This is a genomic window from Fictibacillus barbaricus (assembly GCF_014635025.1).
In the GTDB taxonomy this organism is placed as follows: domain Bacteria; phylum Bacillota; class Bacilli; order Bacillales; family Fictibacillaceae; genus Fictibacillus; species Fictibacillus barbaricus.
The window spans coordinates 1203257-1219780 of sequence record NZ_BMCE01000002.1; the positions used below are offsets into that span (position 1 = coordinate 1203257).

General features: G+C 40.7%; 22 protein-coding genes. 12 read left to right on the plus strand and 10 right to left on the minus strand.

The annotated features are described in order from the left end of the window. Positions 1–30 precede the first annotated feature (30 nt). Positions 31–651, plus strand: a complete 621-nt coding sequence (locus IEV52_RS15560; RefSeq protein ID WP_188403413.1) for a cell wall hydrolase — start codon at positions 31–33, stop codon at positions 649–651. A 46-nt stretch (positions 652–697) separates the two neighbouring features. Here the strand turns inward: IEV52_RS15560 and IEV52_RS15565 are convergent, their stop codons facing one another. Then, a complete protein-coding gene (locus tag IEV52_RS15565) occupies positions 698–1582 on the minus strand; it encodes a hypothetical protein (protein WP_188403414.1) in 885 nt (294 codons plus the stop codon). A gap of 214 nt (positions 1583–1796) precedes the next feature. On the opposite strand from IEV52_RS15565, the gene IEV52_RS15570 reads away from it, so the two are divergent. The 4 genes from IEV52_RS15570 to IEV52_RS15585 all read left to right on the plus strand — a co-directional run bounded on the left by IEV52_RS15570 (position 1797) and on the right by IEV52_RS15585 (position 4720). Next, on the plus strand, positions 1797–2222 hold the full coding sequence (locus IEV52_RS15570) for a DMT family transporter (RefSeq protein ID WP_188403415.1): 426 nt from the start codon (positions 1797–1799) through the stop codon (positions 2220–2222). A gap of 28 nt (positions 2223–2250) precedes the next feature. Further along, a complete protein-coding gene (locus IEV52_RS15575) occupies positions 2251–2952 on the plus strand; it encodes a Crp/Fnr family transcriptional regulator (protein WP_188403416.1) in 702 nt (233 codons plus the stop codon). 15 nt (positions 2953–2967) lie between these two features. Beyond that, positions 2968–3462, plus strand: coding sequence for a DMT family transporter (locus IEV52_RS15580; protein ID WP_188403417.1), 495 nt, complete (start codon positions 2968–2970; stop codon positions 3460–3462). Between the two features lie 193 nt (positions 3463–3655). Further along, a complete protein-coding gene (locus IEV52_RS15585) occupies positions 3656–4720 on the plus strand; it encodes a M14 family zinc carboxypeptidase (RefSeq protein WP_188403418.1) in 1065 nt (354 codons plus the stop codon). A 278-nt stretch (positions 4721–4998) separates the two neighbouring features. On the opposite strand, the gene IEV52_RS15590 is transcribed toward IEV52_RS15585, so the two are convergent. Further along, on the minus strand, positions 4999–5646 hold the full coding sequence (locus IEV52_RS15590) for a C40 family peptidase (RefSeq protein ID WP_188403419.1): 648 nt from the start codon (positions 5644–5646) through the stop codon (positions 4999–5001). Between the two features lie 235 nt (positions 5647–5881). Here IEV52_RS15590 and IEV52_RS15595 point away from each other — a divergent pair, with 235 nt between their 5' ends. Together IEV52_RS15595 and IEV52_RS15600 are read left to right on the plus strand one after the other, a co-directional pair. Beyond that, the gene (locus tag IEV52_RS15595) at positions 5882–6175 is read left to right on the plus strand and encodes a hypothetical protein (protein ID WP_188403420.1); all 294 of its coding nucleotides are present in this window, start codon (positions 5882–5884) and stop codon (positions 6173–6175) included. Between the two features lie 70 nt (positions 6176–6245). Next, positions 6246–7100 carry an SDR family oxidoreductase gene (locus tag IEV52_RS15600; RefSeq protein ID WP_188403421.1) on the plus strand — a complete coding sequence of 285 codons (855 nt, stop codon included), beginning with the start codon at positions 6246–6248 and terminating at the stop codon, positions 7098–7100. A gap of 10 nt (positions 7101–7110) precedes the next feature. Here the strand turns inward: IEV52_RS15600 and IEV52_RS15605 are convergent, their stop codons facing one another. After that, positions 7111–7449 (minus strand): MerR family transcriptional regulator, encoded by a 339-nt coding sequence (locus IEV52_RS15605; protein ID WP_188403422.1) that lies wholly within the window; start codon positions 7447–7449, stop codon positions 7111–7113. A 197-nt stretch (positions 7450–7646) separates the two neighbouring features. Here IEV52_RS15605 and IEV52_RS15610 point away from each other — a divergent pair, with 197 nt between their 5' ends. Beyond that, a complete protein-coding gene (locus IEV52_RS15610) occupies positions 7647–8009 on the plus strand; it encodes a CidA/LrgA family protein (protein WP_188403423.1) in 363 nt (120 codons plus the stop codon). Continuing rightward, on the plus strand, positions 8006–8689 hold the full coding sequence (locus tag IEV52_RS15615) for an LrgB family protein (RefSeq protein WP_188403424.1): 684 nt from the start codon (positions 8006–8008) through the stop codon (positions 8687–8689). The genes IEV52_RS15610 and IEV52_RS15615 overlap by 4 nt, the downstream gene beginning before the upstream one ends. Positions 8690–8746: 57 nt before the next feature. On the opposite strand, the gene IEV52_RS15620 is transcribed toward IEV52_RS15615, so the two are convergent. Then, positions 8747–9568 (minus strand): STAS domain-containing protein, encoded by an 822-nt coding sequence (locus tag IEV52_RS15620; RefSeq protein ID WP_188403425.1) that lies wholly within the window; start codon positions 9566–9568, stop codon positions 8747–8749. 224 nt (positions 9569–9792) lie between these two features. Here IEV52_RS15620 and IEV52_RS15625 point away from each other — a divergent pair, with 224 nt between their 5' ends. Next, positions 9793–10584 (plus strand): TIGR00266 family protein, encoded by a 792-nt coding sequence (locus tag IEV52_RS15625; RefSeq protein ID WP_188403426.1) that lies wholly within the window; start codon positions 9793–9795, stop codon positions 10582–10584. Positions 10585–10692: 108 nt separating this feature from the next. Here IEV52_RS15625 and IEV52_RS15630 read toward each other — a convergent pair whose 3' ends face one another. Continuing rightward, entirely contained in the window at positions 10693–11709 is a 1017-nt protein-coding gene (locus IEV52_RS15630; protein WP_188403427.1) for a S66 family peptidase, read from the minus strand. Between the two features lie 168 nt (positions 11710–11877). Between IEV52_RS15630 and IEV52_RS22380 the strand changes: the two genes are divergently transcribed. Continuing rightward, positions 11878–12264 (plus strand): hypothetical protein, encoded by a 387-nt coding sequence (locus tag IEV52_RS22380; protein ID WP_229754313.1) that lies wholly within the window; start codon positions 11878–11880, stop codon positions 12262–12264. A 25-nt stretch (positions 12265–12289) separates the two neighbouring features. On the opposite strand, the gene IEV52_RS15640 is transcribed toward IEV52_RS22380, so the two are convergent. The 3 genes from IEV52_RS15640 to IEV52_RS15650 all read right to left on the minus strand — a co-directional run bounded on the left by IEV52_RS15640 (position 12290) and on the right by IEV52_RS15650 (position 14877). Continuing rightward, complete coding sequence (locus tag IEV52_RS15640; protein WP_188403428.1) at positions 12290–12676, minus strand: VOC family protein; 387 nt, start codon at positions 12674–12676, stop codon at positions 12290–12292. Between the two features lie 100 nt (positions 12677–12776). Beyond that, on the minus strand, positions 12777–14105 hold the full coding sequence (locus IEV52_RS15645; RefSeq protein WP_188403948.1) for an amino acid permease: 1329 nt from the start codon (positions 14103–14105) through the stop codon (positions 12777–12779). A gap of 139 nt (positions 14106–14244) precedes the next feature. Then, positions 14245–14877 carry a LysE family transporter gene (locus IEV52_RS15650; protein WP_188403429.1) on the minus strand — a complete coding sequence of 211 codons (633 nt, stop codon included), beginning with the start codon at positions 14875–14877 and terminating at the stop codon, positions 14245–14247. Between the two features lie 114 nt (positions 14878–14991). Here IEV52_RS15650 and IEV52_RS15655 point away from each other — a divergent pair, with 114 nt between their 5' ends. Next, entirely contained in the window at positions 14992–15255 is a 264-nt protein-coding gene (locus IEV52_RS15655) for a hypothetical protein (protein ID WP_188403430.1), read from the plus strand. A 45-nt stretch (positions 15256–15300) separates the two neighbouring features. On the opposite strand, the gene IEV52_RS15660 is transcribed toward IEV52_RS15655, so the two are convergent. Beyond that, positions 15301–16146 (minus strand): MBL fold metallo-hydrolase, encoded by an 846-nt coding sequence (locus IEV52_RS15660; RefSeq protein ID WP_229754314.1) that lies wholly within the window; start codon positions 16144–16146, stop codon positions 15301–15303. Between the two features lie 127 nt (positions 16147–16273). Beyond that, complete coding sequence (locus IEV52_RS15665) at positions 16274–16501, minus strand: hypothetical protein (protein ID WP_188403431.1); 228 nt, start codon at positions 16499–16501, stop codon at positions 16274–16276. Between the last annotated feature and the right edge of the window lie 23 nt (positions 16502–16524).

Here is a 16524-nt window from a genome sequence, read left to right on the forward strand (position 1 = left end):
ATAGAAATAATAAAGGGAAAGGAGCTAATAATGAGAAACCTGCTTAACAAATTCATACTATTTGTCGTTACAGCCGCTGTTTTGTTTATACCTACAAACGTCAATGCACAAGGCCTTTTATCTACTGGCAGTCAAGGTTATGAGGTCACAGCGCTTCAGCAGAAACTAAAAGAGATGGGCTTTTTCTATGGACCGGTGACAGGTTATTATGGTCCTATTACGGAGCGTGCAGTTGCAGATTTTCAGTACAAGACCAACCTATCTTCTGACGGAGTAGCAGGCCCTGCAACATTTTTGATGCTGAATGAAGTCGAACAGATGGCTCGTGTCGTACACGGTGAAGCTAGAGGCGAATCATACATAGGTAAAGTTGCGGTAGCCGCGGTCATCTTAAACCGTTTAGATGATCCTGCTTTTCCAAATAACGTGGAAGATGTGATCCATCAAACCAATGCATTTACAGCGGTTCATGATGGGCAATATAACTTATCGCCTTCCAACTATGCATATCGTGCTGTTATTGATGCAATTCAAGGCTGGGACCCTACATACGGTTCTGTGTACTACTATAATCCGGATTTAGCGACGAACACTTGGATTTTTTCACGACAATCCGTAACGAAGATTGGCAACCATCTTTTTGCACAATAATAACAAAACCTCCTTCTTTAACACAGAAGGAGGTTTCATTTTTTATTTATTGAAATGTCTTACTTACATGGATGAATTCTCGATAGCCTGAACGTGTCAGATGATAATGATTGTCTAAGAATCCATCTTTTATTAGTGAATCTAGCGTTTCTTCTGGAATGATATCTATCACTTGGTCCATTCGCTGATTTAAGTCTTCGAGCGAAGCGTTTTTTAGAGTAATCGGGTTCATCATGCGTACGATGCCTTCAATTCGCGAATCTCTTTTTTGGAAGAATTGCGGCGTCTTCTTAAACACGTTTTGCAGGCGGTCTTTAAATTGGTTCAATTCTTGCTTCGTGTTGAACGACTCGGTTTCTTTCTCTCTAATTCTTTCATTGAAGTACTTCATCTCTTCGTTGCTTAATTGTGCTCTTGTGAAAAGCTCGTTGTAGATCTGTGTTTTATCCATCTCAATCTTTTCAAGCTCTTCTTCTTTCATACGTTTTGTTTCCCAGATTTCTTCTGAGATTTCTTCCTCTTCCTCTTCCTCTTCCTCAACTAATTCTTCTACTGGTTCTTCAACTTTCTCGTCCTCAAAAAGCTCCAGCTGCTCAACAGGTTTCGGCGCCTCGACCTCTTCTGCCGGCATCTGTTCAGTTACATGAACTGTTTTATCTTTAGATGTGTAAGCTTCAATCAACCTTTCTAGCTTATTGATCTTGTTAAAGTATATTAAAGAGATCGTGATTGCAAACAACGAACAGAATACTGATATAAAGTCAGAGAATTGAAAGACAAATGGTGCTGTTGCTATTTTATAGAAAAGCAATAAGGCAAATGCTCCAATGATTATAATCTTTAGCCAGCTCTCTCGATTTTTTATTTCATCAATCGATTGTGAACTTTGATTTTTATTTTTGTCGACAGATAACATTTTTAATCTTTTCATAATAATCTTACCTCTTTCGTAGAGATTTCCGTGCAGCTTTTTATTTTAAACGAAAAGACGAAAAGTGGAAAGGAAAACCACTGTTTCATCATGAAAGTATCATTTTCTTAACACTTTCCTTTAATATTATTTATTTTTTAGGACATATGTCCTTCCCAACATCTCTTCTTTTGTTCTTTAATAAGTAGAGAATTCTACTTTGGGATGTGATGAGATGAAAGGAATCCTGTTTGCCTTCTTAGCCGGGGCTTTTATTACCTTGCAGGGTGTAGCAAACGCACGGATCAGCCAGGATATCGGTGCTTGGCAGGCAGCGACCATTACACAGTTAACCGGCTTTATAATGGCACTTTTGATCGTGTTGTTCGTAAAAGATCAAAAATGGAAACAATTTAAACAGGTACGCCCTATTTATCTAACAGGAGGCTCCTTCGCAGCAGTTGTTATTTACGGGAATATTTATGGCATCCATTCGATCGGCGTAACGTTGACAATAGCAGTGATATTAATTTCGCAGCTTACCATTACGTTCATGATCGATGGCAAAGGCTGGTTCGGTGTATTAAAGAAGGAAATGAAACTTCCCCAATTCATAGGCATAGCAATGATGATTGCCGGTGTCGTGATATTGAAATTTTAACGAGAAAAGCGATTGAGGTGAACGTGATATGAAAGAACTGAATGATCCTGATCTGTTAGAGCATTACTTAGGAGCATACGAAATCGAGTCTATCTTTAACGAAGATCTTCGTCCATACTTAGCGCTTTATCGGTATGATCATGGTGAGTTGATCTGTTCACAAGGTGATCCTTACGATTATCTGTATGTTTTAGTAAAGGGCAAATTGAAAATTTTCACCACCTCACCTGAAGGCAAAACACTCATTCTTTCGTTTAAAACACCTCTTGATGTTGTCGGTGACATTGAATATGTACAGAATACAGAGATCATTAATACTGTTGAGGCAGTTTCAGAGGTTCACATGATTGCGGTCCATCACCGCTATCTAAAGAAATTCGCGAGTGATCATACTCCTTTATTAAAATTTTTGCTCGATGTGATCACACAAAAGTTCTACGTCAAATCGAGTTCGTTAAGCTTTAATTTGCTATATCCAGTTGAAGTCCGATTTGCGAGCTATCTCTTATCTGTCTGTTTTGATGAGTCAGACGCCCTTTACAGCGGAAAGCTTAGTACAGGAGCCTTGATAGATGCTGCAAACTTGATCGGCACGAGTTATCGGCACTTAAACCGTGTCATTCAGCACCTTTCACAAGAAGGGCTAGTGGAACGTCATAAAGGGTTTATTGTAGTAAAAGATCGGAATGGCTTGAGCAAACTTGCCAACCATAAAAACATATACGAGTAGAAAGGAGTGTATGACATGTTAGCAGGTTTATTTTCTGCGGTTATTGCAGGACTGTTAGTTGGTCTGCAAAATATCTTTAACACCCGGGTCAACGACCATGCTGGAACGTGGTCCACGACTGCATTGGTGTTAGGACTAGGATTTCTAGCTTCCATGCTGTTAGGACTTGTTTTTGAAGGAACACAACTCTTTGTTTTAGAACATATAAAAACGTGGCATTGGTTCAGTGGTTTAATCGGTGTAGGTGTTGTTGTTTGCCTTGTTCAGGGTACAAAGTTACTCGGACCGACATTCGCGATCTCAATCGTCCTAACATCTCAGCTCGGTTTTGCCCTATTATGGGATTCATTAGGATGGTTTGGATTAGAAAAGATTCCATTTACGACACAACAGCTTGTTGGAGTACTCGTTATCATCGGTGGAGTGATCGTATTTAAGTTTGGCGGCAGCCAGAAAACGGATAAAGTAAAAAAGGTTCATAATCAGATGAAGCATGCAGCGGGGAGATAAATTCTCCTCTTTTTTGTTGGAAAACGACTCCCTATCCTACTTATGACCTTCATCTTCCTCGTTTTTTTGCATACTATTTCCCCATTCATTCTATAAAAAATGGGTAGTCCCCTCTATTAAAAAGGGATTAGTCATACGGTACACTTTAGTAGAAGAACCTTTTTTGAAAAATTCAAAATACGGAGGTATTCTCATGAAAGTGACAAAGAAAGTGTTGTCCGTAACGTTATCCGGTTTAATGGCTTTTGGTGCTTTAACTGCCGTATCTTTACCTGCACATGCTGTCGGAAATGGACCTGGCACTGGAAATGGATCGATCCAAACATCTATTCTGCATACGTATGATGAACTTGTAGACACCTTAAAAACACTAGATGCAAGTCAAGATGCTATGAATCTTGAAGTCATCGGTCAAACCGTAAAAGGCCGAGACATCTACATGGCAAAATACATATCGAATCCTAGCAACCCAACGATCTTGTTTTTGACTCAGCAGCATGGAAACGAACAGCTTACGACTGAAGGTGCTTTGGAGTTCATGAAACACCTTGGTACGAACAAAACGAAAGGATTGCTCGAAAATGTAAACGTACTAATCATTCCAATGCTTAACGCTGATGGCGCAATGGGTGATGTGAATTTTTCATTAGAAGATTACTTAGCTGATGGCGACCGCCACTTAACACGTTATAATGCCAATGAAGTGGATTTAAACCGCGAACACGCGAAAGCGACAAGCGAAATGGAACCAGAAGCACGCGTACTTCATGAAAATGTGTTCGCTAAATACAATATTGACTATATGATCGACCTTCATCACCAAGGAACGTTAAGTGAGACAGAAGGTGAGCTTGTATCAGGCTCTATGCTTTATCCGACGAACGAAAATGTTAAGCCGGAAGTTCTTGAGAAATCAAAGCGCCTTGGTGCAGTTGTATACAATGCGATCGAAAATACCGGATGGGGCCACATCGGAAAATATGTTGGAGGTTCTGGTGAAAATATTGGACGAAACGGTGCAGCCGTACGTTATGATATCTCGACACTCCTTTTTGAGATGCGCGGAATGTCCGATCATTACCGTGAAGATTATGCGCTCGGGCAGAAGAGCAACGGCTATTTGATCAAGCAAACTATTGTTACATTGGATGCTGCGGTTCGTGCGATTGCGGATGACTCGATCGACACAGTAGATGCAAGTTTCTGGGATACACTGCCTGAACAAACAAACCGTTCTGGAGAAGAGGCAGACGAATAAAAACGAATATGGAGATAAAAAAAAACGGCTTCTATAGAGAGCCGTTTTTTATGTTCGGAAAGTTTATTACACGTTAACCGATAGAATGCTGATTCTAGCCGGTAACTATGAAGTCTTCACAGATAACTCTGGAGTTTCCAATGATAAACCTGTTTTTCCACCTGAACATTGTTTGTTTCCACCTGAAATTAACAAATCCTAGACCAAAAATTAACCTTCCCTCCTAATTTAAAAAAAAATACGTCCACTCATCATGAATGGACGTATTTGTGATCCTATTATTCGTAGCTTTTTGCACCGATGTATTTGTCAGCCCAATACGAGCTTTCCATTTCGGTGGTTGTTACACCGTTTGATGAAGAAGCGTGCATGAACTTACCGTCTCCAATGTATACTCCGGCGTGGCTCGGACCATCTCCTTCCAAGTTAAAGAACACGATGTCACCTACAGCTGGTGAATCTACCTGTGTTCCTTCTGCATACATGCCATCTACCGTACGCTCAAGGTCAATGTTCTCCGCTTCATCGAAGATATAATTTAAGTATCCGCTGCAGTCAAAACCATCGGGTGAATCTCCTCCCCACTTATAAGGAGTACCTTCGTACTTCTTGGCTGTTTCCACTATGGAAGATTCATTTGCCTCGATACCTAACGCTTTAAACGTTTCATCTCCAGCGATGCCATCTACTGTTATGCCTTTATCTGCTTGAAACTTCTTTACCGCATCTGTTGTATAATCACCATAATAATCAGTTGTTTTGCTGTAGCTAAAGTATCCTTTTTGATCTAAAGTTTCTTGAAGGTCTTGTACATCTGAATGCTGCATCTCAGGTTTCAGCGTCTGATCTCCAAGCGCGGCTTCACCTACTACTGGATTGAACGCCACAACACCTGCTACTGCTAATCCTGCTGCTATCTTTTTCAAAGTACCATCCCCTTTTCTGTATTTGATCTGACCTGTCCCATACTAACAGGTGGAGATGACAAAGAGATTGTAAGGCAGTTACAGGGCAATAACAATTTTTCTCCAATTGTATGAGGAATTACACATTGTAATATTAGATAAATTTTTCCATATGCTTGTGAATAAATATCAGGAAAGATTGTTTGAAATTTGTATAGAGTATATAAAGGGCAAAAAAGGATAAGGAGGCATCTGTTTGGAGTTCCCGTTCATTCATACTAACTTTTGGGATGCATTGATTGCTGTGCCTGCCATCATTATTCTTATAGAAATCCTTAAGATTTTCTTCCCCTATTACACTGCTTGGATTCCAACCATTGCTAACCTGCTGGGACTCATCATCTCTGTTTTTATCACTCATCCCCATAGTCTTTGGACGGGGATCGTTATGGGAATTGTGTATGGAATTTCTGCAGTTGGCTCATATGCCGGCTTCGTTAAAGTCATCCACACCTATCGAGACAAAAGTCCGAACAGCCCATATAAATAGTTGCTTGCAGTAATACGATTGTTTAAGTTTAGAAGTATACGAACTTCTTTTAAAAGATTAGGAGAAATCAATGAATAGAAAAACAGCAATTGTTACCGGTACTTCCAGCGGGTTTGGCATGTTTTGTGCACTTGAACTTGCGAAGGCCGGTTTTAATGTGGTTTGTACGATGCGGAATTTGGATAAAGCAGATAATCTATTAAAATTAGCTGATGAGCAGATCGTGACAGACCGCATCCACCTGCATCCATTAGATGTAACGTCAGCCGGATCGATAAAGAGCTTTGCAGCATACATAAATAAGTTTCAGAGGATTGAGGTCCTAGTAAACAACGCAGGATTTGCGCTAGGAGGTTTTAGTGAAGAACTGACAGTCTATGAATATCGGATGCAGTTTGAGACAAACTTCTTTGGTGTAATCTCGGTAACGCAAGCTGTCCTTCCCATCATGAGAAAAAGTAGAACAGGCCGAATTATTAACATGAGCAGCATCTCTGGAAAATTTGGTTTTCCAGGTTTGTCTCCCTATGCTGCATCCAAACATGCATTAGAAGGTCTCAGTGAGAGTCTCCGTCTGGAGCTGCGTCCATTCGGAATAGATGTCGTTTTGGTTGAACCCGGTTCTTATAAGACCAACATCTGGTCTTCAATCGACAACATGGCCATCAACCCTGAATCTCCCTATCGTTTTTATACTGAGGCACTCCTAAATAATATTGAAACCGGTAAAGGAAATCATGGCGATCCGCTGGATGTGGCAAGACTTGTATCTAAAATTGCAGCTTCATCCAAAACGCCTAAGCTGCGTTATTCGATAGGCAACGGTGTAAAGTTGAGTTTGATCTTAAAAGCTATAGTGCCATGGAAACTAGTAGAATCTGCGATAATACGGAAACTGATAGGAACGCGAAAAGGCAGTCATTAGACTGCCTTTTTTACATCGAATTATTATTGTTATTTCTAAAGTGAGCATTGAATTGGCCGCGAAGCATATCTTTAAGCACGTTTTTCTCAACTGATTTGGTTCGTTCTTGTTTCATCTCCTTCCTTATTTCGTGTGTTTGTACCCCTTCTTCCCTCTTATTCGCGATTTCGACCAGTTTTTCAATATCAGAGAATGAATATCTTCGAGTTCCTTTTTCGTTCCGTTCGGGAAAGATTAATTTTCTCTCTTCATAATAGCGAATCTGTCTGAATGACAATCCTGTCAGTTCGCTTACAATACCAATTGAAATGACCTTCTTATCTTTATACGGTGTGCTTTCAAATGACATGTAAGAGTCACTCCTTCTCCACGCTCCCTCTTTTCACTATATCTCAATAAAACTTTCAAGCAACAAAGCTGTCAGATTATCTTACGCACCATTTCCTATCCCTGAAAAAACCTTGATATATTTTCTGACAAGTTTGTAGAACATGATTATTTCGCCGTGTACACTATGAGAAATCATTAAAAATGGTGGTGGATCGAATGCATCGGCTTTTCTTGCAGTTTACGTTAATCTTTTCTTCTCTGGCTGTTGGTAATGCCATGGTATCTTTCTTTCGCCTCCCTCTCTCTGGAAGCATCTTGGGAATGCTGTTACTGTTTTTTTCTTTATTAACCGGAATCATACAAATGGAGTGGGTAGAAAAGGCAGCAAACCTTCATCTGCAGCATATGACATTGCTTTTTATCCCACCTGTAATAGGAGCTCTTGTTTACTTTCATTCCCTGCACATGAAAATATGGAAGCTCGGCGTAATTATTGCAGGGAGCAGCTTATGCATTATCATCATCACAGGATTCTCCGTCGAGCTTTACGAAAAATGGAAAAGGAGATGTAATCGATGATTGAATCAATCCTGCTCTGTACCGGTATCACCGTTTTGGCTTACGTAATCGGTTTAAAACTATTTAAGGCCTTTAACCATAATGTTTGGCTTAACCCGCTATATACGGTAACACTCTTTCTGTTTATCTTTCTTCCTCTTTTTCACTTTGACTATAAGACGTATGAAACTGGCAGTACACTTTTCTCGCTCTTGATGCAGACGGCCATAGTTTCACTTGCGATTCCTTTATTTAAACAATGGCCGCTTATTAAAAAGCACTTTAAAAAGATAAGCACAGGGATTTTTGTTGGGTGTGTAGCAGGTTTTTGTTCTACCTTTTTTCTTGCCAGTCTATTCGGCATAAAGGAAGATATCATGGCCTCTCTTCTTCCAAAAGCTGCCACCTTACCCGTAGCTTTATCGGCCTCTGGATCCATTGGAGGTGTTCCATCACTGACTGTCTTGTTCGTTTTGACTTCTGCTATGTTTTCGTTTATCTGCGGGCCTAAGGTGTTGGAAATGTTCAATATCACTAGTAAAGCGGCTAAGGGGCTTGCAATGGGGGCTTCTGCTCAAGCACTGGGCGCAAGCAAGTGCTTGCAATGGGGAGAAGAAGAAGGCGCAATGGGCGCGATCGCCATGACCACTACCGCTCTAATCGTTTCATCCATCATCCCGCTTTTTACCTATTTTATATAGGCATAATATAAAGAAGCCTGGAGAATTTTTTCTCCAGGCTTTCTGTATTTATACCATTTATGAGACCAAATAATCTTCCAAGGCTTGCTGTAAAGTGGCCTTTGTCTCCGCTTTATTTTCAAAAGTTAAACCGATCTTCGTGACTTTTCGCACAATATCAGGTCGTAGTCCAGTAATCACACATTTACATCCCATCATATTAGATCCTTCAATAATCTTCATCATATGTTCGATGACTTCAGTCTCCATTTCGGCAATGCCAGAAAGATCGATGACCAACGTTCCAATACGTAATCTGCTGATTTCATTCAATACTTTTTCTTCAATTGTACTTGATCTTGATGTATCGATCGTTCCAATTAAAGGAAGTACACATACTTTTGTCGTAATAGGTATGATAGGAACAGAAAGGTTTTCGACAAGCATACGTTGAGATTCAATGAGTTTGTCTTTATATTCTGAATAACTCAAGAAGAACTCATTTAAAAATTTGTCTACACTATCATTTATCTTTCGTTCTAATTGAAAAAAGTTTTCTTCTGTTAAATCGATAGGAGTGCTTTGATTTAATTTTTGAAGGTATTTCCAAATTGTTCTCCGGATGGCCTGTACCCATTCAAGTTTGAACGACAACGTTAAGCTATGGGATGCCCAAGAAACACCCTCTTTTTTCGCGAAAATTTCTAATTGCTTAAGGTTTCCGTCCAGTGTGTACATGACTAGCTTATGTGCGTTGGATAACAGGTCAATGTTGCCGATGAATTGAATCTCTTCAATTTTTTCTCTGACATTAATCGCTTCTTTTAGTAGGTCGTCTTGAAAGTCTTGTCTATGATTAGTGAAAAACTCAATAGAATCTTTAACAAATGTTATCCCCAATTTTTTCACACTCCTGCATATTATTAGAATGTTCCACTTTTAAAGTGTAACATAAAACAATTAAACTTATAAAGCAAGCTACTAAGCACCCCAAATAACATTTTTTGAAACCTTATTTTATAATACAGCGTACATACATGTGGATAGTCAATAAAACGAAATAAATAAAGGAAAATCTATGGAGTTTCCGGAAAAAAACAAATTAACCTTTGGAGGAAAAGAACATGAATAACCACGAGATTGATTATAAAATCTACGGAGATGATATGCAGTTTGTTGAGATTGAGCTTGACCCGAAAGAAACGGTGGTTGCTGAAGCAGGTGCTCTCATGATGATGGAAGATGGGATAGGGATGGAAACCATCTTTGGAGACGGTTCAACTGGCGGTGGAAGCGGATTAATGGGCAAACTTTTCAGTGCTGGAAAACGGGTACTTACTGGCGAGAGCTTGTTTATGACAACATTCACGAACGAGCATCAAGGCAAAAAGCATGTATCGTTCGCCTCTCCTTATCCAGGAAAAATCATTCCGATGGATTTGAGTGAACTTGGCGGTAAAGTAATCTGTCAAAAGGACTCTTTCTTAGCCGCAGCTAAAGGGGTATCAGTAGGTATTGAGTTTCAACGTAAGATAGGTGCAGGTTTCTTTGGTGGAGAAGGATTTATCATGCAGAAGCTTGAAGGCGACGGAATGGCGTTTGTTCATGCGGGGGGAACCATTTATAAGAAAGAACTGGCTCCGGGTGAGGTATTACGCGTAGATACAGGATGTTTAGTCGCGATGACAAGCGATGTTGATTATAGCATCGAGATGGTTAAGGGTGTAAAAACAGCATTATTCGGCGGTGAAGGTTTATTCTTTGCTACATTACGAGGTCCAGGGACGGTTTGGATTCAGTCTCTTCCGTTCAGCCGATTGGCGAGCCGTGTATTTGCAGCTGCACCACACCGCGGAGGCTCAAGTGATGAAGGAAGCATCGCTAAAGGGGTATTTGGGATGTTGAACGGAGATTAATTTGAAGTAAACAAGAGAAGCTGACCCAACAATGATTGGTGTCAGCTTTTTTGTGCTGCTAAGCCATTAATCTGTTCACTTTTTATAATAATCTGTCCAACCTTCATTTCATGGCTTAAAATGCTGCAGAACGATACCCTTCCCATCTTCTGCTTCCACCTCTGCATACGCTCCATTAATAAAGGTGATCTGTGGCGGCTTATGGCCACAATCCACATCATAAATGATTGGAATCTGGAGCTCTCTTGCGAACTCCTCATAAACATCTTCTGCCGTATAATGATCAACAGGGTTATTTGCAGCACTACGGCCAAACAGAATTCCCCTACAGCCTTCAAACCAACCTGCTAACTTCATTTGGACCAATGTTCTCCTAAGATCTGTTGTGCTCATCTCACAATTTTCTAAGTACCAGAGGACCGGCTCATTCGGGATAAGCTGCTGTTTAAACTGTTGAACAAGATCAAATGGTGTCCCGATCAGGTGACGGATCACATCCATGCACCCTCCGAGTAAGCGGCCTTCCACACACTCTTTTTTCCCGGAAACTGTCTTCCAGTTCGTTTCGTTTGTCAGATGAAAAATACATGGTGTTGGATTATCATGCTGCCATTCTTCCTGAAACTTTTTAGATGATTTCTGTAAAACAGACTCTCCTGCCGAAGTTGACAATACCTGCTCCCACATTGCCGTCGTTTCGTCAGAGTATTTTCCCCTTAAATCGACTAAGTTGGTTCCATGAGCGGTTGCCAAACCGGTTTTTAAAGTAATCGCCAACAGCAATACACTTGTATCCGAATAACCAAGAATCCACTTATCTTTTATTCCAGAAAAATCAACGTGCTCCAAGATTTCGATTAACAGTTCTCCACCCCAGGGAGGGATGATTAAGTCGATATCATCGCTTTTTAGCATCTCATTCAATTCAGCAGCCCTTACATTTGCAGGCGCAGACTTCGCTTTTTCCTGTGTCCAAACCGTGTTGCCACAAATGACTTCATACCCTCGTTGTTCCATCCGTTCACATAATTGCTTGAACATGTCATGCAGTATGGACGGCACGCCAGAGGAAGGAGCCGTTACACCAATCCTTGCATTCCTTTTTAACTCTGGATACCTGATCATCTTTACCACGTTCTCCCTCGATTCTAAAAATTACAATTTATTATCCGGTACGATCCAACTTTCCACAATTTTTTTCCCACAAAAAAAGGGCACCTCGAACAAGCTGCCTTAAAGGGAAGTCCATCATATTCTTATCTTAGAATCCACTAAGACAAGGAGGCATATCACATGTATCATCATTCAATGAATAATCATCCATACAATCACCATCAGCAGCAATCTTATGCAGATTCTATGCACATCGGGCGTCAGACTGATGAGGACGAGGCTGGTCCTTTTGCTCCACCACCGCAGCAATTTGCTCAATCCCAGATCCCGCAGCCTTTCTTTACTCAAAGCTTCCAGCCGCCACAGCTGCGATCGCGACTGTGCAACTGTTTAGGAAGCTGGGGTCTTTTAGGGCTGAGACGGCAAGGTCAATTTGGCAGAGATTTTTGGTTCTTCCCAGTGGCGGTCCGTCGCAACAGTGTAACAGGCTTTATCTGGATTGGTGGCCGACGCCAGCGCGTTCGCTTTAATTTTTCTCAAATCCGAAACTTCATCTGTGTTGGCTAAAAAAAGCAGGTTATTCCTGCTTTTTTTATTTTTGCGGAAGACTCAATTGCCATGAAACACCAAATGAATCTTGAACCCAGCCGAATTTCTCCATTCCCGGCAGTTCTCCTAACGGCATCAAGACTGATCCCCCTTCTGACAACTTTTCAAAAAGCAGGTTGATCTCATCAGCTGAGTCACATTCCACAAACAAGGAGATAGAAGGTGTAAACGTAAAATCATGGTTTATCCCACTGTCAATACACATGAAAGCCTGTCCTTTCAGAGTAAACGTCGCGTGCAAGACCGTTCCATCTTCCTGATGTAGAATGTTCGTAATCGCACCATCCTCAAATAATGATGTGTAAAAATTCATAGCGTTCTCTGCTTGTCCAGTAAACATCAAGAATGTCGTAATTTTTTGTTTAGTCATTTCTCAATTCCCCTTTTTCTTAGTCCTTTAATTAGACTTGTTCGTCCTTAAAGAGGTAAATTCCTTCACAAAAAAACCAAGACGTCTTTGATCGCCTTGGTTATGTTAGTTTTACTTGTCCTTTTTTATGTTTCTTTTGAATCACTATTGATAGGATTCCTATCAGAACAGCTATACCTGCACTTACATAAAGTCCTGGTCTGATCGTATGTTCAAACCACGTTCCGGTTACCGCAAATCCAATAAAAAGCATTGCGATAATAGATATGATCTTACCCCACATATTTTGTTTCAAAATTTTCAAGGCAGAAACGATAATAAACAACCAATTGAATAAAAGCAGAATACCGGCTGCTGTTGTAATGTACTCATAGATTTTCCCTGGCAGGAGAAGAGCTGTTATGATACTCGCTAAAAGTCCTGCAGCACCAAGCCCCATCGCAGGCAGCGGCAACTCTTTAAACTTTACTTTCTTTGCAAAAAACTTAGGTGCATCCCCGTCTTCTGCTAATGTCATCAATAAGTTTGTTACACCAAACAATGCTGCTGCCATTGCGGAGAATCCAGCCACAATGATTGCTCCGTTAAATACGTGGGGAAAGAATGCAAGGTGATACCGTTCCATTGCGGTTACGAATGGGCTTTCTTTATGATCGAACGCGTCCAACGCGACAGTTGTTACCGCAAGTCCTAATGACAGTACATAGATGATGGTTAGTACAAGCAGCATGATACTGCCTGCTTTTGTTGCATCTTCCGTTTTCTTTAGTTGCATGGCCATCATTCCGATCACTTCGATTCCGCCGAACGCATAGAACGCATAGATGAGTGACGACCAGAAACCTTTTAAGCCTCCAGTAAAATATCCATCAAACGAATTGGGGATTGTCACCTCATAGTTTTTTCCATCCACCAACCCGATGAGTCCAGCAATAGCCAATATGATAAACATGACGATAGCGGCTACTTTAATAACCGCTAGCACGTTTTCGACTTGATCAAATTTTTTCGTTCCCGCTAAGACAACGATAATGCCCAGGACTGCATAAATAGCAGCAAATACCCAGAGCGGTGTTTTCGGAAACCAGAATTGAGATAAGATCGAGAGTGCAGTAAGCTGGCTGCCCATGATTAATATGTTAGATACCCAATAGTTCCAGCCACAGCTGAACCCTGCCCATTTTCCGTAAGCATTTGATGCGTAATAACAAAATGAACCCTTCTGCGGGTCAGCAGCTGTCATTTTTGCGAGCAGTTCGAAGACGATATATGTACCGATGGCAGCAAGTAAAAAAGAGAAAACGATAGACGGCCCCGTTAACTGTATACCTATCGTTGACCCAAGAAAGTATCCTGTTCCTATTGTGCAGCCTACTCCGATCAGCGAGAGCTGCCACCAAGTCATGTTTTTACTTTGCGACTTATCCATTTTTGTCTGCACAGGTCCGTTACAATTGGAATTGTTCAAAATAATACCCTCCTGCTTTACAGGTATTATTGTTTAACTTAATCAGTTGAATATTCATGTATACATAAAAAAACAACCTAGGGGTTCCCTAAGTCATTTTCTACGATAATAAAAATGAGATGCCTTGATACCCAAAATAACAGCCGAATCCGACAAGTGATAGGCCCGATACCTTTGAAATTCCATGTAAAATACGGTCTGCCAGCAAATTTCGGAAACTGCTGGATACTATAGCCATCGTAAAATCCCATAGAAGAATGCCGGAAAAGATTGCACCACTGTATAATAAAAGACTTTCCAGACTGTATTTAGCTGCTGTTTCCGCAAGTATAGAACCATAAATTCCTAACCAAAATAAGATAGTAAGGGGGTTTGTAAGCGACATAAGAAAGCCCGCAATAAAACTCTTTCTATTTTGACCTGATTGAACGTTGTCTCCGTTGTTCTCTTCTCTTGCAGCAGGATTTTTAAATGTTTCGAATCCTGTATAAAGAAGGACAAAGCAACCGAAAAGCCATAAGAAAGTTTTCATGAAAGGCGTATTGATGTAGCTCACCAGACCCATATAAACCATGAGCATGTATAATGCGTCAGCTGTTGTTGCTCCAAGACCCAATATCCAAGCTTGCCAGAATCCGTACTTTATCCCTCGATCCATCTGGGCTGCATTGATGGGGCCGATCGGAGCAGCAAGTGATAATCCTAACAGCACATATTTCATAATAAGGAACATATAAGACCTCCACAAATGAGATGAAAAAAGATGGACAACTCATGCCTGTCTCCATCTTATTCAGGAAATCTGCCAATCAGACCAAAAATTATGTTATAAAAGGAGTACTTTAAAATGGAACATCAGTACAGCCCAAAGATTCAAGAGGCACTCGACCATGTGAAACGCGCAGATGAAGCAATGATTGAAGCACAAGCCAATCAGACGCCTTCTTGTTTTCAGACCGCTAAAGTTTGGCTTGAAACGGCACAGCAGTCTGTCCGTTCCGCTGGAGAAGGTACTTCAGAGGAAGAGAAAAAACAGATACATCATGCAAAAGAATACTTACGACATCTTCACGAAACACAAGCTGCATTACTAGAAACCAGATACGATTGAATAAAAAGATCCCTCATAACATTTGTTCATGAGGGATTTGTTTATTTAATCCACATATTTTCCGTTGTTTGGTTTGGCAATCTCATCGAAATGCTGGACCAAATTCTTTAAATTAACTGTGAGTTCTGCTCCGCTCATCGGGATCCCATGCCCTGTTGCCGCAACAGATGGATCAAGAGCTGCCAGCTTTTCCACGGATTGTTTTGCATGTATCCAGTCAGTTGTGAAATATTTAGGCGGCCCACTGATCTCTTGTTTTTGTATGAGCACTTTATATAAAGATTCTTGTTTGACAGTAACAAAGGCATCACCTGCAACCAGTACCTTGTCACGCTCTCTATAAAATGACACATGACCTGGTGTATGGCCTGGTGTATGAATCCATCTCCATCCTGCTAGGCCTGGTATTGTTCCGTCTTCGGGAAGGGGCTTGATGTGTTTTCCTAAATCAATTCCGTGGTTTGGAAAAAGCGGAGAAAGTTCTGTAACAAGACCGCCTTCCACCGAACGATCCGGTTTCGGATAATCTTCTTTCCCATTTAAATAAGGTAATTCAACTGTGTGCGCATAGACCGGCACTCCCCACTTTTCTGCCAGATCATTGACCGCTCCAACGTGATCAAAGTGACCATGTGTAAGCAAGATTGCTTTCGGTGCTTTTCCGTCAAACCATTTGTCTGCCCATTCACTAATTGTTTTTCCTGATTTTGGCATTCCTGCATCAACCAAAAAATAGGTTGAAGGGTCCTCAGCACATTGAATAAAAAATACGTTTACGATCTTTGTTGTCAGACCGAACAGACCTGGTGCAATTTGTTCTCCCACATTATCAGCAACGCTTGTCATCGGTAAAAACTCATGATTCATATCCTTCTCTTCAGAATGACTCATAATAAATACTCCTTTAAGCTATTTTTATACGATTTAGTAAATCTCGTTTCATTGTTCCACTTGCAAACAAAAATATGTGAGCAGACAAATTTCAAGGCTGCCCCAAAGGCAGCCTTGTTAAAAAATCCTATGAAAATAATTTGCGTATGGATTGAGCTTGATTTAGGGTCTCGCTCTTTACATCAACATTTAGTTTTCGAATATTATCACAATAAATATGAAGTCTCTTTGCTTTTTCTGCGTTTAGATAAGAGGCGTAGTTGTCCAGCTTATCTACTTCGCGAAGTACGTCTTCCTTCGTGTCTGCTTTCTCAATCCTGCTGCAGCAAGAGTTGATCTGGTCATAAACAGACATGATTGCCACCTCCCTTTCGTTTT

Excerpts from the sequence above, each read along its gene's own strand:
- IEV52_RS15600 (WP_188403421.1), top strand. The coding sequence starts at position 6,246 with ATGAATAGAAAAACAGCAATTGTTACCGGTACTTCCAGCGGGTTTGGC.
- IEV52_RS15630 (WP_188403427.1), bottom strand. The coding sequence starts at position 11,709 with ATGATCAGGTATCCAGAGTTAAAAAGGAATGCAAGGATTGGTGTAACG.
- IEV52_RS15625 (WP_188403426.1), top strand. The coding sequence starts at position 9,793 with ATGAATAACCACGAGATTGATTATAAAATCTACGGAGATGATATGCAG.
- IEV52_RS15575 (WP_188403416.1), top strand. The coding sequence starts at position 2,251 with ATGAAAGAACTGAATGATCCTGATCTGTTAGAGCATTACTTAGGAGCA.
- IEV52_RS15655 (WP_188403430.1), top strand. The coding sequence starts at position 14,992 with ATGGAACATCAGTACAGCCCAAAGATTCAAGAGGCACTCGACCATGTG.
- IEV52_RS15560 (WP_188403413.1), top strand. The coding sequence starts at position 31 with ATGAGAAACCTGCTTAACAAATTCATACTATTTGTCGTTACAGCCGCT.
- IEV52_RS15650 (WP_188403429.1), bottom strand. The coding sequence starts at position 14,877 with ATGTTCCTTATTATGAAATATGTGCTGTTAGGATTATCACTTGCTGCT.
- IEV52_RS15605 (WP_188403422.1), bottom strand. The coding sequence starts at position 7,449 with ATGTCATTTGAAAGCACACCGTATAAAGATAAGAAGGTCATTTCAATT.
- IEV52_RS15665 (WP_188403431.1), bottom strand. The coding sequence starts at position 16,501 with ATGTCTGTTTATGACCAGATCAACTCTTGCTGCAGCAGGATTGAGAAA.
- IEV52_RS15580 (WP_188403417.1), top strand. The coding sequence starts at position 2,968 with ATGTTAGCAGGTTTATTTTCTGCGGTTATTGCAGGACTGTTAGTTGGT.
- IEV52_RS15565 (WP_188403414.1), bottom strand. The coding sequence starts at position 1,582 with ATGAAAAGATTAAAAATGTTATCTGTCGACAAAAATAAAAATCAAAGT.
- IEV52_RS15610 (WP_188403423.1), top strand. The coding sequence starts at position 7,647 with ATGCATCGGCTTTTCTTGCAGTTTACGTTAATCTTTTCTTCTCTGGCT.
- IEV52_RS15615 (WP_188403424.1), top strand. The coding sequence starts at position 8,006 with ATGATTGAATCAATCCTGCTCTGTACCGGTATCACCGTTTTGGCTTAC.
- IEV52_RS15640 (WP_188403428.1), bottom strand. The coding sequence starts at position 12,676 with ATGACTAAACAAAAAATTACGACATTCTTGATGTTTACTGGACAAGCA.
- IEV52_RS15645 (WP_188403948.1), bottom strand. The coding sequence starts at position 14,105 with ATGGATAAGTCGCAAAGTAAAAACATGACTTGGTGGCAGCTCTCGCTG.
- IEV52_RS15585 (WP_188403418.1), top strand. The coding sequence starts at position 3,656 with ATGAAAGTGACAAAGAAAGTGTTGTCCGTAACGTTATCCGGTTTAATG.
- IEV52_RS15660 (WP_229754314.1), bottom strand. The coding sequence starts at position 16,146 with ATGAGTCATTCTGAAGAGAAGGATATGAATCATGAGTTTTTACCGATG.
- IEV52_RS15570 (WP_188403415.1), top strand. The coding sequence starts at position 1,797 with ATGAAAGGAATCCTGTTTGCCTTCTTAGCCGGGGCTTTTATTACCTTG.
- IEV52_RS22380 (WP_229754313.1), top strand. The coding sequence starts at position 11,878 with ATGTATCATCATTCAATGAATAATCATCCATACAATCACCATCAGCAG.